Genomic DNA, 15640 nt, shown 5'->3' on the forward strand with positions numbered 1-15640 from the left:
ACCCCGGCTTTCGCCGGGGTGACGTTATGGGGTTATATTTTCAAGATTATGCCGGGCCGCCAGCCTTTAATGTAGGGTGGGCTTGCACCGCTGCACGGGGCTGATGCGTAAACAGCGCATTCAAATCGTCAAGAATGTCGCGGGTCAGGTCCAGATGTTCGTTGCTGTATCCTGAATCCATTGTGCCCGTTCGTTTGACAGAATGGATTTTATCCTTGAAATTCTCGCCGTTCGCCAGCCGGGCAAATTGTTCAATATTGTTGCAGGCGTTAGCGTGCTTCTTCTCCAGGTCGTCCTGAACAATCGTAATGATGTGTTTTAAATCGTTCAGGGGCAGGTGGCGTTGAGAATCCAGCGTGTAACTGCCCAACCGCTCCATCAACCCGTCGTCCAGTTTGACAATGTCTTTATTGCTCAAATCGTCATACAGGCTTTGGATGCTGGAAAACAAAGACGGTGGCAAAATGGCGTATCCGAATGGATTTTCCAGTTTTTCCGCCACCGCAGGGATGGTTGAAATGATCCGGTCAATCCGGTTGGTCACAATTTTGTAGGCTTCTAATTTTTCCTTGGCGGCGGCCAACGGCGATTGGCCGTTGCATTGCCATTCCATCATGTCACGCACATTCGTGCGGCGCATTTTTTCGGTGACATCGGCCAGGTCGGCGGCCGCGATATCGTATTCCTTGCGGTAATCATTTTGCACGGATTCGACCGTGGCCAACATGCGCGTCAATGATTGCGGCGTGCAAGGGTTGTGCAGGTCACGCCAGAAGCTGTCGGCAACCTTGTTTTTCTTGTCGAATGACATGGTGTTACCGGGGACGAAGCGTTTATGGCTCAACGCATCCCAATAAAAAGCGGTCAGATCCTCTTTCAATGAGGCAGGAATCTCGACGCTATAGACTTGCGGCACTTTCCGTGCACGGGCGGCCAGATCGAATACATTGCGCGGTGTCTCGGTCATCGTGGGTCTACTCCTGTTTCGGTTTTTTTATTGGGATGCACAAATGGGCGTACATCCCCTTTTGGTTTTTGTTGGATTAGCCGGGACAAATCGTCCTGGATGCAGTCAATCAGGTTTATGGCTTCGTCATTGTTGCAGGCCACGTAATATCCGCGCGCTTTGCCAACAATGTTATGCAGATCGCTGAACAAAACCGGCGCGTTGAAATCGTAAACATAGTTGGACAGGCGCGCGCGTTGCTCCACATCAAACCCATCGGATTCAAATGCATCGCGGTTGAGAACATGGTCGGCCAGAATAAATTCATAGAGATGTTTCAAACCCTGCCGCACTTCATCGGGCAGGGGGGTGGCGGCCTGGGCTGGTTTTTTCCCGGCGGCTACAGCAATATCAAAGACGTTACGCGGTTTTTGATCCATGGCGTTATAGAACCATAATTTTTACGCAGTTCGCAATAATCTTTTTCATAATATTGTGCTGTCATGCACAGGAACCGCGAAAATCCGCCATTTTAGGGAATAATCCTGATTTTGCCGGGCGTTAACCAATCAGGGGTAAAATCCCGGTATAGTGAAGAAACGGGGTTTAGCCCGTTCTTTTTAAACGCACTTTTCGGATTTATCCACGCATGACGGCACCAACCGACACATCGCAGGACCATGTTTCTGAATCCCACATGCTGGCCCCCATTCTGGACCAGTATGCGGAATGGTTTGGCCGTGTTCTGCGTCATGCGTTTTACGTGCAGGCTGTCGGCCCTTTGAATGGCCCGCCGCCAGCCAGTTTTGGTGAATGGGTGGCCCAGGCCGATCCCGATATGGCCGAGGCCATGAACCGTCTGCACACCGATATGGAGACCGCCGCCCAGGCCGTGTTGATGGGCGCGCCGTCACCCGACATGGCGGCGTTTGATGCGTTTGTGCAATTGTATGAGGAATTCGTCCTGCGCATTCATCGTCTGGAACGCGATAGTTTGTTGCAGGATAGTGGCGTCGATCTGCTGACCGGTTTGCGGTCGCGCAAGATGATGATGCCCGATCTGGACCGCGAAATGGAACGCCGTGCGCGGCGGGGGCAACCGTTCTGCCTGGCGTTGGTCCGTATTGACCATTTCGATGTCATGCAGAAATCATTGGACAAAGCGGCGCTGGATCACGTTTTGCAACGCGTATCCGCCATGATCAAAAAAACCATCCGGTCGTTTGATGATGCGTATCGTCTGGATAACGGCGAATTTATGATGAGCCTGAAACAGGCGGACAGCGCCGGTGGGGCCGCGGGCATCAACCGTCTGCGCCGTTTCATGGAGGAAGAAGATCTGCGCGTACCCATGAAGGGGCGCAATGTCAGTGTTACCTTGTCCTGCTGTGTCGGTGAACCGCAGCCCGGTGATGATCTGGATGCGTTGATGGATCACATGCGTGACGATCTGGAACGATTTGGGACGGAACGGAATACCGCTGTCGAATATGTCGATATCAGCCCGCTGGAACGCTTTGTCCACGCTATGGATGAACCCACCATGGATAAACCCAAGGGTGATGGTGGGGCGCATTGATGAGTCATACCCCCGTTGATCACGCCGCCCTGTTTCAGGCGATGCCCGTGCCGCGTTTTGTGGTCGATGTGGCGTCGGCACCGCGCTATGTGATCGTCGATGCCAATGGAAAGGCTCTGGAATATTTCAACCGTCTGGAACGTGAAGTGGTCAACGTGGCGCTCCAGGATGTGATGGATGCCGCGCCATATCGCTATTTCGAACAATCTTTTGAAGTGGCGCTGAAGCAGAAGAAAGCCGTATCCATTCAAACCGTGCCCGATTTCCCCGGTGGTTTGCGCGTTCATGGGTTCTGGATCAATCCGATTTTAAACGAAAAACGCGAAGTCACCTTTCTGGATGTGATCGCCCAGCCCGTCGCCGTGACACCGTCCAGTCTGCAACGCGAGCGCGATGACGCCATTTCATTGCTGACATCCGTGTTTGATGTCAGTGAAGTGGGCATTATTGTTACCGATCAAAACCAGCGTATTGTCCGCGTGAATGACAGTTTCGTGCGTATTTATGGCTGGAACCGGAACGAACTGGTGGGGCATTTGTTTGTTGAACTGGTGTCCCCGGATGAACGGGAGCAGGCCAAAAAGTCCCACGATGAATTCACCAAAAGCGGGATCCGCAGCAGCGGTGAAATGAAAATAATGCGCAAGGACGGGGGCGTGGCCAACGTCTTGTTCACCACCGCCGCGCTGGAATTGTCCAACGGACGTCGGTTTCAGGTGACAACCATTATGGACATTACGCTGCGCAAGCAGATGGAAATGACCCTGCGCGTGGCCAAGGAACAGGCCGACGCCGCCAACCACGCAAAATCCAGCTTCCTTGCGAATATGAGCCACGAGCTGCGCACGCCGCTGAACGCCATCATTGGCTTTTCGGAATTGATGCAGAACGAAACGTTCGGCCCGCTGGGGCAGCCGAAATATCTTGAATATCTGGGTGATATTCACTTAAGCGCCCGCCACCTGCTGGAAATCATCAACGAAGTTTTGGACATGTCCAAGATCGAAGCAGGCCGCGTCGAGTTGGACGAGGACATTTTCGATGTCGGCCAGTTGATGCAGGCGGTCGCCCGCATGATGGATTCCCGCGCGTTCAGCGGTGGGATCAAGATTGTGCAGGATATTCAATCCGACCTGCCGCCATTGTTCGCGGACCCGCGCCTGATGCGACAGGTGTTGATCAATCTGGCGGGCAATGCCGTAAAATTCTCCAACACGGGTGGCACCATCCACATGCGGGCGAATATGCAGCCGGATGGGTGCATGCGTATCGTTGTGGCGGACGAAGGGGTCGGTATCCCTAAGGATCGCATCCACGAAGCCCTCGAACCCTTTGGGCAGGTGCACCAGCCTGTGGAAACCAAGGGCCTGCAGGGCACGGGCCTGGGCCTGCCGCTGGCCAAGGCCATGGTGGAAATGCATGGCGGAACGTTGGGCCTTGAATCCGACCTGGGGCAGGGCACAATCGTCACCATCGACATGCCCGCCGTGCGCGTGGTCGGCAGCCCGGATTGGCAGAAATATCAGGCCAAAACCGCGGAAAAAGCCCTCTAAACCTGTTGCGCCGCAGCGGTTGGGGGCCTAAACTGCCCCTCAACCACAGGATTGAAGCAGGAGGGATTGAGGGATGAGCCATCACGAACATCATAAAGGCTCCCGTTCTCTGGAAGAGCGCTGCGCCGCCGCCGGGTTGAAAATGACCGGGCAACGCAAGGTTATTCTGAAAGTGCTGGACGATGCCGAAGATCACCCGTCGGTCGAGGTCGTATATGACCGCGCCCGTGCCATCGACCCGTCGATCAGCATGGCCACCGTGTATCGCACGCTGAACCTGCTGGACGAGCTGGAGCTGGTCACGCGCCACGATTTCAACGAAAAATTCTCCCGCTACGAAGTCAACATGGACCACCACCACCACTTGATCGACGTTGAAAGCGGCGAGGTGATTGAGTTCCAGAACGACGAAATCGAAGCCATGAAGCGCGATATCGCCGAAAAACTGGGCTATGAACTGGTTGAATGCCGTTTGGAGCTGTATGGCCGGAAAATCAAAAAAACCGGGTCCATGAATTAAGCATGGCCGACGATCGCCTGCCCACCTGGCTCTATCTCGAAGGCCATTTGAAAACGCTGGACCAGCAGGCGGTCTATTACTACATCCACCAGCGCGGGGCCCCGGCCTCGGGCCTGATCCTCTTGAAAATCAACCCTTTGGATGGCACGGCCCTGTTGCTGACCCAGCAACGGGATCTGGACGGGGTCATGGGCTGGATGCGCCTGATGAAGGGCGAGGCCGTGCCGGATGCCGAGGCCGACGCGTATATCCGCCGGGCCATGGACCGTGACCCCGACCTCTGGGTCATTGAAATTGAGGACAAAAACAAGAAAAATCCCTTTGAAGGAAAGGTCTTTTGAGGGTATTGTGCCGTCCGCCGCAATGCACAATAACTTGATTAAGAGGTCCCGTTTCCATGTTCCTGTCCAAAATCTCCGTTGGTCCGAATGCCCCGGAAGAAATCCATGTCGTTATCGAAAACCCGCTGGGCGGCGTCCCGGTGAAATACGAACTGGATAAGGAAAGCGGCATGATGTTCGTGGACCGCTTCCTGCACACAGCCATGTACTATCCCGGCAACTATGGTTTCATTCCGCACACGCTGTCCGGCGATGGCGACCCGGTTGACGTGATGGTGATTGGCCGCACGCCGGTCATGCCGGGCGCGGTGATGGTATGCCGCCCGGTTGGCGTGATGCTGATGGAAGACAATAACGGTCAGGATGAAAAAATCATCGCCGTGCCGGTGCCGAAACTGCACCCGTACCACGACAATATCGAAGACCTGACCGACATTCGCCCGATCCTGCGTGAACAGATCGAACATTTCTTTGCCCACTACAAAGATCTGGAGCCGGGCAAATGGGTGAAAACCAATGGGTGGGGCGATGCCGAAATGGCGAAGAAAATGATCGTCGAGGGCATCGAGCGCGCGAAGAAAGACAAGGCCGCTTAATTAAACGAACAACAGGGCTGCCAGCGTTACAAGCGCGGGCAGTCCCTGAATAAAGAAGATCCGTCGGTTCACCGAATACCCGCCATACGCCCCGGCCACAGCCACACAGGTCAGGAAGAACAGGGCGATTTGGTGCCCGGTTTCCGGGACGGGATGGGCCACCGCCCAGATCAATCCCGCCGCCAGAAACGCATTATACAGCCCCTGATTGGCGGCCAGCGTTGCGGTTTTGGCCGCAAAATCCTCATCCATCCGAAATGTTTTCCGCCCCAGTGGCTTGGTCCACAGGACCATCTCCAGCACGCAGAAATAAACGTGCAGGGCGGCGATGATCAGGATGAGGATGGTGGTCAGAAGGCTTATCATTCGTGAATTTTAGCATGCCAACCATAAGCCGTCACCCCGGCGCATGCCGGGGTCTTCGTCCATAATGGCTGGAAGATCCCGGCTTTTGCCGGGATGACGGTGGGGGAAAAGAAGGCTGAAATCCTTGGCTTTTTTCCATTCCAATGCTAAAAACCCCGCCATGACCAGCTTGAAACAGGAAATTGACCAACGCCGCACTTTCGCGATCATCGCGCACCCGGACGCCGGTAAAACGACGTTGACGGAAAAATTGCTGTTGTTCGGGGGTGCCATTCAGATGGCCGGGATGGTCAAGGCCAAGGGCGACCGCCGCCGCGCACGATCCGACTGGATGAAAGTGGAACAGGAACGCGGTATTTCCGTCGCGTCATCCGTGATGACGTTCGACTACGCCGGAAATACGTTCAACCTGCTGGATACGCCGGGCCACGAAGATTTCTCCGAAGATACATACCGCACGCTGTCCGCGGTGGATTCCGCCATTATGGTTTTGGACGCGGCCAAGGGCATTGAATCGCAGACATTGAAATTGTTCGAAGTCTGCCGCATGCGCGACATTCCCATCATCACCTTCATCAACAAGCTGGACCGTGATGGACAGGACCCGTTCGACCTGTTGGATGAAGTTGAAAGCCGCCTGGCGCTGGATGTTGTTCCGGCCAGCTGGCCGATCGGCATGGGTCGTGATTTCAAAGGGTGTTACGACTTGTTTAATGACACGCTGGTGCTGTTTGATCGCAGCAAGGGCGAAGAATTGCTGGCCAGCATTGAATGCTCCGGCCTCGATGATCCGAAGCTGGACCAGATGTTGCCCGCCGAGCAACTGGCGAAATTGCGCGAAGATGTTGAAATGATCCGTGGTGTGTACCCGGAATTCAACCATCAATCCTATCTGGAAGGGCACATGACGCCGGTGTTCTTCGGATCCGCCGTCAATAACTTCGGTGTGCGCGAATTGTTGCAGGGGATCGGTAAATACGCGCCCAGCCCGCGCCCGACCAAAACATTGCAACGGGAAATCAAGCCGGATGAGAACAAGGTCACGGCCTTCGTCTTTAAAATTCAGGCCAACATGGACCCGAAACACCGTGACCGCATCGCCTTTGCGCGGATCTGTTCCGGCAAGTTTAAAAAGGGCATGAAGCTGACCCATGTGCGCCACGGCAAGCAATTGGTCATTCATAACCCGTTGATGTTCTTTGCTCAGGATCGCGAAACGGTGGAAGAAGCCTTCGCTGGCGACATTATCGGCATTCCGAACCATGGCAATATGCGCATTGGCGATGCCTTGACCGAGGGTGAAACGTTGACCTTTACCGGTATTCCCAGCTTTGCGCCGGAATTGTTGCAACGGGCCCGGGCCGATGATCCGCTGAAGGCGAAACATTTGTCCGCCGCACTGGAACAATTGGCGGAGGAGGGCGTCGCCCGTATCTTCAAACCCGCCATCGATCCGAACTGGATCGTGGGGGTTGTCGGTGCGTTGCAGTTTGATGTTCTGATGGACCGCATCCGCAGCGAATATAACATTCCGGTGAAGTTCGAGCAGGTCGAGGTCTATGCCGCCCGTTGGGTTAGCTGTGACGATCCGGCCGAGATGAAGAAATTCGTTGATACGATGGGCAGCGCCGTGGCCAACGACCATGACGGCGACCCGGTCTTCCTGGCCCGCAATTCATGGCATTTGAATGATACGAAGGACAAGTTTCCGAAGATCGAATTCAAAGCGACGAAGTAACAATATAAAAAACCCCGCCGAAGCGGGGTTTTTTATTGCTTATGCCGGGTTCAGCCCAAAACGCAACGCCTTGTAAACCTTGGCGATGGTTGGGTGGTTGTTCATGAATTCAATCTTGCGGTCCTGATTGCCATACGCAAACCCGTAATATTCGTGTTTGATAATGTCGTTCAGGTTATGGCGTGTTGCATTCGGGGCTGCGTGTGGCAACAGGTGGATTTCGCGTTCCACCGGGCTTACGCCACTGATCAATCCGCAATCCATGAAGATGGAAAACCCTTGTGCCGATGTGCACGCGGACAGGGCCGTGCGGATCTGGCTTTGCAATGCCCACATTTCCATTTCATCCCGTTCGTGCAGGCATCCGGTAAACCCGGCCTGGCCGACGGTGGTGATCACCATGTGGTTCGGGACAATCGCGTCTTTGGATGCCTCGCGGTAGCATCGTGCATTCTGGCCAAAGGTGAACAGCAATTCACGTTTTTTGTTTTCGGGCATAAAGCCTTTCAACGGGCCGTACATGTCGCCCTTAACGGCGCTCAGGAACGTTGTGCCGGGCATGCGTTTATTCATGTCGATGATATTGATGCGCACGTTCGGTTCGGTCTGCCCGGCGGCGGCGCCATCAACGGCGGAGATCAGGATGCGCGAGGAATCGCCTTCGAAATACATATCGTCGCGAATGCGCATGGCACGGGCCCACAAATCGGCTTCAGCTTGGGGTGAAACCTGATCCAGCCGCGTGATATTCGGGGTCGCAATGGTCACAAAAGAATGACCGTTGAAATTTTTGTTCAGTGTGCCCATGCCCGTCGTCCTGTTCTTGGTGATTTGAATTGCGGGGTGGTTATAGCGTGGAGAGGGTGCTCAGGTCAAAATTGACATTGTTGCAACGCAACATGCTTTACACCCCTGCGGGTCCGGTTATAGTCCGGGACAAGTTTGAACAGGGCCGAGGGGACAATGGGACCAGACATTCAAATTATTCGTGATGCAGATACGCCGTTTGGTCTGTTTTACCGCGACCCGTCACGGGCGCAGGCATTGGTCGATATGTGCCGGAAGTTTTACGGCGGCACCATGCTGGATGCGGGTGGCTATATGGCGCGCCGATGGTGGGAACGCAATCGCCATGAACCGTATGGCGATGAAGTGGCCAGTGTTGCCCGGCTTCTGGGGGATGATGCCGTTTATGCTTTGAACCTGTCCTATGAATGGGGTTGCACCACCGCCTTTAATAAAACCGCATCATCCAAAACGCAGGGCGTCACGATGTTCCGCGCCATGGATTGGGCGTTGGACGGTTTGGGGGACAAATTGGTTCTGGCCCGTATGGTTGGGGGCGCGGGTTTATATTGGGCCATGACATACCCCGGTTATATCGGTGTTTTGCAAGGCATGGCCCCCAAACGTTTTTCCATGGCCATCAATCAGGCACCGGCCCCGGACCGTGGGTTGGGGCGTGTTTTCAATCTGGCGGCGGATAAAATCGCAACATATCGCAGCCGGACTTTGCCGCCCTCATTTCTGCTGCGCCGTGTTTTTGAACAATGCGCGACGTTTAACGAAGCCGTGACCATGCTGTGTAGAACGCCAATCTCCACGCCGGCCATCTTCTCAATTGTCGGCGTTGATGCGCGTGATCATTGCATTATTGAACGCAGCCGGACGCGCGCCGTTCCAAATTACAACACAATGTGTGTTGGCAATGAATGGCTGTTCCCCGGATGGAAGGGCGTCGCCAACCAAACGGACAGCAAAGCCCGCGTGGCGCAAATGTCATCGGGGCTTGGCACGTATAAAGGGCATTTTGATTGGCTGAATGCGCCTGTCTTATGTGATCGCACCCGTTTGGCGTTCGAGGCCAATGCCAAAACCGGGCAATTGGTGGTGCAGGGGTTTGAAGGCGGCCGGGCTGTGACCCGACCGCGATATATTCACTGCATGCTGTAATAACGAAAAAGGGCCGGAAAAACCGGCCCTGTTCTTATTTGTTCTTCATCAAGCCTTAGTGGCGCGCCGGAAACCCGAAACGATTGCGCGGGCTGGTATCCGGTGTCGGGCTTTCCGTCGTGGCGCGCGGCGGGGCGTACCCACGGGCGGCCAGCTCCAGAACTTGCAGTTCTTTCAGGCGTTGACGGTCGGCTTTGCTGAGATCGTTAAATTCGTTGGTTGGCATGGCTTTGGTTCCCTTGTGAAATCGTCGTTCTTTGTGAAACGGAATTCTTATTGTTTATTCTCTATTAATGACGCTGAAATGGTTAAAACGGGCTTAAGGCGGGGCCATTTCGCGTCAAAATTATGACGCCGGATCAAAATCTTATGCCGCGCCGCAAAATAATCCTATATAATTAGTACTATAATAGTCCTGTATTGAGGGAAAAACCTTGAAAAACGGGTTAAAGACTGGCATTGAATGCGGACCTTATCAGTCCGATTTGGGGTTTTTGGGAAATGATCCGTCTGTCGCGCTTTACCGATTATGCCGTTTTGATGCTGGCCGAACTGGCCCGCGATGAAGCCGCGCGCGCGTCCGCCGCCGATCTGGCCACACGCACCAATCTGGCTGAACCGACGGTGGCGAAGATTTTGAAAATTCTGAACCGCGCCGGGTTGGTCGTGTCCACACGCGGGGCCACGGGCGGGTATATGATTGCCCGGCCCGCGCACGCCATGACCGTGGCCGATATTATCACCGCGGTGGAAGGGCCCGTGGCCATTACCGCCTGCGCCGATGGGCATGATGATGATTGTTCATTGTCCGGTATATGCGCAATGAATGGCCGTTGGGGCGAGGTCAATGCCGCCGTGCGTGGCGCATTGGAATCCGTCACATTGGCCGACATGATGAATAAGAAAAGTGCCGTGCGCGCAGGTGTGCCTGCGCAACAGCAGGTTATGGAGTAAGAGACAATGTCATCCATCACGCAAGACACCATCGATACCGTCAAATCCCTGAGCCACCAATACGAAGCCGGGTTCGTGACGGATATTGAATCGGAGAAGGCGCCAAAGGGCCTGAGCGAAGACACCGTGCGCTTTATCAGCGCGAAGAAGGGCGAGCCGGAATGGCTGTTGGAATGGCGTTTAAAGGCGTTCCGCCACTGGCAAAAAATGCCGGAGCCGAAATGGGCGAAGGTTGATTTCCCAGAATTTGATTATCAGGATGCGTATTACTATTCCGCCCCGAAAACGGCGGATGATCGCCCGAAATCGCTGGACGAAGTTGATCCAAAATTGTTGGAAACCTATGCGAAGCTGGGTATCCCGCTGCGTGAACAGGAAATGCTGGCGGGCGTGGCTGTGGATGCCGTGTTTGACTCCGTGTCTGTGGCCACCACATTCCGTGGCAAGTTGAAGGAAGTCGGCGTTATTTTCTGCTCCATCTCCGAAGCGGTGAAGGAATATCCCGAACTGGTGCAAAAATATATGGGGTCGGTGGTGCCGATTTCCGACAACAAACACGCCTGTTTGAATTCCGCCGTGTTTACGGATGGATCGTTCGTTTACATTCCGCCCGGTGTGCGGTGTCCGATGGAACTGTCCACCTATTTCCGCATCAACGAAATGAACACGGGGCAATTTGAACGCACGTTGATTATTGCGGATAAGGGCGCGTATGTGAGCTATCTTGAGGGCTGCACCGCCCCGATGCGCGACACCAACCAATTGCACGCCGCCGTGGTCGAATTGATCGCGCACGAAGATGCCGAAATCAAATATTCCACGGTCCAAAACTGGTACCCGGGCGATGAGGAAGGAAAGGGCGGTATCTATAACTTCGTCACCAAACGTGGCCTGTGCGAAGGGGCCAATTCCAAAATTTCATGGACGCAAGTGGAAACGGGTTCCGCCATCACTTGGAAATACCCGTCCTGCGTGCTGAAGGGCGATAACAGCCAAGGCGAATTCTACTCCGTCGCCATCACCAACAATTACCAGCAAGCCGACACCGGCACGAAAATGATCCATATCGGCCGCAACACGAAAAGCCGGATCATTGCGAAAACGATTTCGGCAGGTAAATCCGATTCCACCTATCGCGGCTTGGTCAAAGTGATGCCAAAAGCCGAAGGCGCCCGCAACTTCACCCAATGCGACAGCCTTCTGATCGGCGACCAATGCGGCGCGCACACCGTTCCGTATGTCGAAAGCCGTAACCCCAAAGCCCATTTGGAACACGAAGCCACAACCAGCAAGATTTCCGAAGACCAATTGTTTTACTGCCAACAACGCGGATTGAGCGAGGAAGAAGCCGTGGCGTTAATCGTCAACGGATTCTGCCGCGAAGTATTGCAGAATTTGCCGATGGAATTTGCTGTTGAGGCGCAAAAGCTGGTAGCGATTTCGCTGGAGGGGAGTGTCGGGTAATGAAAAGAAAAATCACTTTTCTAAACGTTTGGGATGCAGTGTCGGTTGCGTCGTTCTTTCTTTTTGTGAGCGCAACGTTCCTTTATTTCTATTTATCTAAGGTGGATTATTGTGGTTCTTACGGGTTAAGCGGGTTCTTTTCCCTTAATTGCCACAATGTATTTTTGTCATTTGTTCTTTCGACGTTCAGTGCATTTGGAATAATCCATGCTGTTGCTTTTGGGCTTATGGTGAATATTCTTTTGGCTGTAGTTTGTATCTTTCTCTATATGAGTTATTTATTTTTGGCTTTTAGGGGGCTCGGTATTCTCTTTCTGTCTATTATTAAGCTTGTTTCACGAATTTTGTTTAGAAATAGACATGCGAAATACAATTGGAATGAAACGGTGAATGAAAATGTTACAAATTAAAAACCTCCACGCCAATATCGATGGCAAAGAAATTCTGAAAGGCCTGTCGCTGGACATTCCGGCGGGGGAGGTTCATGCCATTATGGGGCCGAACGGGGCGGGGAAATCGACCCTGTCTTACATTCTGGCCGGGCGAGAGGAGTATGAAGTCACCGAAGGTGAAATCATTTTCAATGGCGTAAACATGCTGGACCTGGCCCCGGAAGAACGCGCCGCCGCTGGTCTGTTTCTGGCGTTTCAATACCCGGTCGAAATTCCGGGTGTGCAGATGACCAATTTCATGAAAACCGCCCTGAACGCCATCCGCAAGCAACGCGGCGAGGCGGAATTGGACGCGCTGGATTTCCTGAAATTACTGAAAGCCAAGCAAAAAGATCTGGGGATCAGCGATGACATGCTGAAACGCCCGGTGAATGTCGGTTTTTCGGGTGGCGAGAAAAAACGGAACGAAGTGTTGCAAATGGCGATGCTGAACCCGTCCTTCGCCGTTTTGGATGAAACGGATTCCGGTTTGGATATTGATGCCCTGCGCATCGTGGCCGATGGCGTAAACCGCCTGCGCGCGCCGGAACGGTCATTCCTGGTGATTACGCACTATCAACGCCTGCTGGATTATATCGTGCCCGACCATGTGCATGTTCTGGCCAACGGAAAAATCGTAAAATCCGGCGGCCCGGACCTGGCCAAGGAACTGGAAGCCAAAGGCTACGCCGATTTTATGGGAGAGGCGGCATAACATGACCGCGCAAACCGCAACCATCACGACCCTTGAACCGCGCACGCCGTACCAGCCGGAAACGGCGAACGGGGTGCTGGCCGCGTATGATGGTTTTTCCGATACGCTGTTGCATGAACCGGACTGGCTGGCTGCATGCCGTGATAAATCGCGTGAGGTTGTGGCCCGTCGTGGGTTGCCGACCGCGAAGCTGGAAGGGTGGAAATACACCAACATCCTGCCGCTCGTGAAAACGATCAACCAATCCGGAACGGTAAAAATCACCCATAAAGAAGGCCATGGCATTGCGGTGCATTCACTGGCCGGGATGCTGGGCGAGGAGTGGGTGCAAAAAGCCATTACCGCGCCATTGTCCGATAAAGAATACAACACCGAAAACACGTTGTGGCATTTGGGCAATCTGTTCATGCGCGATGGGTTGGTGATTGATGTGCCGGCGAACACCGAAGCCAAAACACCGCTGGATTTAACCATGGTGGCCGATGGTGGATTGGCCAATGCGCGGTTGATTATCCGTTTGGGCGCGAATGCGCGTTTGACGGTGATTGAACACCATAACGGCGCGGGTTCATATTGGAAAAATATCCAGACGCAAATCATTCTGGCCGATGGCGCGCATTTAACCCATGTGCGGTATCAGGAAGACAGTGAACAATCCATCCACACCCAATTGACCCATACGGTTTTGGGCAAGGATTCCGGGTATGAAGGCATTGTTTTTTCAACCGGTTCCCGCCTGTTCCGCAATCAATTGCACGGCGTGATGAACGGGGCCGGGGCGGTGTGTTCGCTCAGCGCCGTTAATTTGCTGACCGGGCAACAACATGGTGACACCACCATTCTGGTCGATCACATGGCCCCGAATGGCAATTCGAACCAGAATATCCGCACCGTTCTGGACGGCACGGCCCATGGCGTGTTCCAGGGCAAGGTGCATGTGCACCAACCGGCGCAAAAAACCGACGGGTACCAATTGTCCAAATCCCTGATCCTGAACGAAGGGGCGGAGATGGACACGAAACCGGAATTGGAAATTTACGCCGACGATGTGAAATGCTCGCACGGCGCGACCACCGGGCAATTGGACGAAGGGCCGCTGTTCTATATGCGTGCCCGCGGCATCCCGGAGGCGCAGGCCCGCGCTTTGTTGATCGAATCGTTCGTGGATGAAGCCTTCGACCGTGTGGCCGATGAAACCATTCAATCCGTGTTGAAAGACAAGGTGAAAGCATGGCTGGCGTCGTAAAAATGCCATCGCAGAATGATTTTGCACGGTACCGGGATGATTTCCCGGTGCTGGCCCGACCCATGAACGGCCAAAAATTGGCCTACATGGACACGGCGTCCAGCGCGCAGAAACCGCGCGTTGTTATTGATGCCCTGCGCGAAGCGCTGGACCGCGATTACGCCAATATTCACCGCGGCCTGTACGCCCTGTCGCAAACGACGACGCAGAAATTTGAAGCCACGCGTCGCAAGGTCGCCGACTTCATCGGCGCATCATCCGAAAACGAAATCGTCTTCACCCGCAACACGACCGAAGCCATCAATCTGGTTGCGCAAAGCTGGGGCCGGACCAATTTGAAGGCAGGGGATGAAATCATCATCTCCGGCATGGAACACCACGCCAATATCGTACCGTGGCAATTGTTGCGCGATCAAATCGGCATTGTGCTGAAAATCATTCCGGTCCTGCCCAACGGTACGTTGGATATGGATGCGTTTGACGGGTTGTTGTCCGACCGCACGCGGTTTGTGTCGATTGTGCATGTGTCGAACGCGCTTGGCACCATCAACCCGGTTGAAACCATCATTCGCAAGGCCAAGGCCTATAACGCCGATATTCTGGTTCTGGTCGATGGGTCGCAATCGGTCACGCATATGCCGGTCAATGTTTTGGGCCTGGGCTGTGATTTCTTCGCCTTTACGGGGCACAAATTGTATGGCCCGACCGGGGTGGGGGTGCTGTATGGCCGATCCGCCCTGTTGAACGCCATGCCGCCCTATCAAGGGGGCGGGGATATGATCGAAACGGTCAGTTTCGCCCACACCACCTATAAATCCGCTCCGGCTCGGTTTGAGGCCGGAACCCCCGCCATTGCCGAGGTGATCGCCCTGGGCACCGCCATTGATTACGTGGCCGCCATCGGCATGGATAATATTGCGGCGCACGAGGGTATGCTTCTGACTAGGTTAGTGGAACAACTGGAAACGGTGCCGGGCCTGACTTTTTATGGGACCGGGCCAGACAAAGCCGGGATTGTCAGCTTTACTGCCGATTGGGGCCATCCCTCTGATATCGCTATGATTTTGGATCAATGCGGGGTGGCTGTGCGCACCGGGCACCATTGCTGTATGCCCCTGATGCAGGGCTTCGGGGTTGAGGGCACGGTCCGGGCCTCGTTAGGGTTATATTCAAACGTAGATGACATAATCTCTCTGATGAATGGGGTGACGAAGGCACACAAACTTCTCGGAGCGTAG

17 protein-coding genes are annotated in these 15640 nt (G+C 54.2%); 12 read left to right on the forward strand and 5 right to left on the reverse strand.

The genetic code is table 11. The annotated features are described in order from the left end of the window. Positions 1 to 46 precede the first annotated feature (46 nt). Positions 47 to 967, reverse strand: a complete 921-nt coding sequence (locus A11S_RS04930) for a hypothetical protein (RefSeq protein WP_015467394.1) — start codon at positions 965 to 967, stop codon at positions 47 to 49. Further along, on the reverse strand, positions 964 to 1386 hold the full coding sequence (locus tag A11S_RS04935) for a hypothetical protein (protein ID WP_015467395.1): 423 nt from the start codon (positions 1384 to 1386) through the stop codon (positions 964 to 966). Before A11S_RS04935 ends, A11S_RS04930 begins: the two co-directional genes overlap by 4 nt. 209 nt (positions 1387 to 1595) lie before the next feature. On the opposite strand from A11S_RS04935, the gene A11S_RS04940 reads away from it, so the two are divergent. From A11S_RS04940 to ppa, 5 genes are all read left to right on the forward strand, one after another. After that, positions 1596 to 2525 carry a diguanylate cyclase domain-containing protein gene (locus tag A11S_RS04940; protein ID WP_015467396.1) on the forward strand — a complete coding sequence of 310 codons (930 nt, stop codon included), beginning with the start codon at positions 1596 to 1598 and terminating at the stop codon, positions 2523 to 2525. Further along, positions 2525 to 4078 carry a sensor histidine kinase gene (locus tag A11S_RS04945; protein WP_015467397.1) on the forward strand — a complete coding sequence of 518 codons (1554 nt, stop codon included), beginning with the start codon at positions 2525 to 2527 and terminating at the stop codon, positions 4076 to 4078. Before A11S_RS04940 ends, A11S_RS04945 begins: the two co-directional genes overlap by 1 nt. A 73-nt stretch (positions 4079 to 4151) precedes the next feature. Further along, positions 4152 to 4598, forward strand: a complete 447-nt coding sequence (locus tag A11S_RS04950) for a Fur family transcriptional regulator (protein ID WP_014102621.1) — start codon at positions 4152 to 4154, stop codon at positions 4596 to 4598. A 2-nt stretch (positions 4599 to 4600) separates the two neighbouring features. Then, on the forward strand, positions 4601 to 4939 hold the full coding sequence (locus A11S_RS04955; protein WP_015467398.1) for a DUF1491 family protein: 339 nt from the start codon (positions 4601 to 4603) through the stop codon (positions 4937 to 4939). A gap of 56 nt (positions 4940 to 4995) precedes the next feature. Continuing rightward, complete coding sequence (gene ppa / locus A11S_RS04960; protein WP_014102623.1) at positions 4996 to 5535, forward strand: inorganic diphosphatase; 540 nt, start codon at positions 4996 to 4998, stop codon at positions 5533 to 5535. Here the strand turns inward: ppa and A11S_RS04965 are convergent, their stop codons facing one another. Beyond that, positions 5536 to 5901, reverse strand: coding sequence for a DUF1304 domain-containing protein (locus tag A11S_RS04965; RefSeq protein ID WP_015467399.1), 366 nt, complete (start codon positions 5899 to 5901; stop codon positions 5536 to 5538). A 160-nt stretch (positions 5902 to 6061) separates the two neighbouring features. On the opposite strand from A11S_RS04965, the gene A11S_RS04970 reads away from it, so the two are divergent. Next, positions 6062 to 7639 (forward strand): peptide chain release factor 3, encoded by a 1578-nt coding sequence (locus A11S_RS04970; protein ID WP_015467401.1) that lies wholly within the window; start codon positions 6062 to 6064, stop codon positions 7637 to 7639. A gap of 39 nt (positions 7640 to 7678) precedes the next feature. On the opposite strand, the gene A11S_RS04975 is transcribed toward A11S_RS04970, so the two are convergent. After that, positions 7679 to 8446: a hypothetical protein gene (locus tag A11S_RS04975; RefSeq protein ID WP_015467402.1), complete on the reverse strand. Its 768-nt coding sequence runs from the start codon at positions 8444 to 8446 to the stop codon at positions 7679 to 7681. A gap of 156 nt (positions 8447 to 8602) precedes the next feature. On the opposite strand from A11S_RS04975, the gene A11S_RS04980 reads away from it, so the two are divergent. Continuing rightward, positions 8603 to 9592: a hypothetical protein gene (locus A11S_RS04980; RefSeq protein WP_015467403.1), complete on the forward strand. Its 990-nt coding sequence runs from the start codon at positions 8603 to 8605 to the stop codon at positions 9590 to 9592. A gap of 55 nt (positions 9593 to 9647) precedes the next feature. Here A11S_RS04980 and A11S_RS11985 read toward each other — a convergent pair whose 3' ends face one another. Next, positions 9648 to 9818, reverse strand: coding sequence for a hypothetical protein (locus tag A11S_RS11985; protein WP_015467404.1), 171 nt, complete (start codon positions 9816 to 9818; stop codon positions 9648 to 9650). Between the two features lie 275 nt (positions 9819 to 10093). Here A11S_RS11985 and A11S_RS04985 point away from each other — a divergent pair, with 275 nt between their 5' ends. From A11S_RS04985 to A11S_RS05010, 5 genes are all read left to right on the forward strand, one after another. Next, a complete protein-coding gene (locus A11S_RS04985) occupies positions 10094 to 10546 on the forward strand; it encodes an SUF system Fe-S cluster assembly regulator (RefSeq protein ID WP_015467405.1) in 453 nt (150 codons plus the stop codon). 6 nt (positions 10547 to 10552) lie between these two features. Then, positions 10553 to 12010: a Fe-S cluster assembly protein SufB gene (gene sufB / locus A11S_RS04990; RefSeq protein WP_015467406.1), complete on the forward strand. Its 1458-nt coding sequence runs from the start codon at positions 10553 to 10555 to the stop codon at positions 12008 to 12010. A gap of 396 nt (positions 12011 to 12406) precedes the next feature. Beyond that, positions 12407 to 13156, forward strand: a complete 750-nt coding sequence (sufC, locus tag A11S_RS05000) for a Fe-S cluster assembly ATPase SufC (protein WP_041802483.1) — start codon at positions 12407 to 12409, stop codon at positions 13154 to 13156. A 1-nt stretch (position 13157) separates the two neighbouring features. After that, the gene (gene sufD / locus A11S_RS05005; RefSeq protein WP_015467409.1) at positions 13158 to 14402 is read left to right on the forward strand and encodes a Fe-S cluster assembly protein SufD; all 1245 of its coding nucleotides are present in this window, start codon (positions 13158 to 13160) and stop codon (positions 14400 to 14402) included. Beyond that, positions 14387 to 15640 carry an aminotransferase class V-fold PLP-dependent enzyme gene (locus A11S_RS05010; protein ID WP_015467410.1) on the forward strand — a complete coding sequence of 418 codons (1254 nt, stop codon included), beginning with the start codon at positions 14387 to 14389 and terminating at the stop codon, positions 15638 to 15640. Before sufD ends, A11S_RS05010 begins: the two co-directional genes overlap by 16 nt.

It is taken from the genome of Micavibrio aeruginosavorus EPB (assembly GCF_000348745.1).
Classification (GTDB): Bacteria; Pseudomonadota; Alphaproteobacteria; order Micavibrionales; family Micavibrionaceae; genus Micavibrio; species Micavibrio aeruginosavorus_A.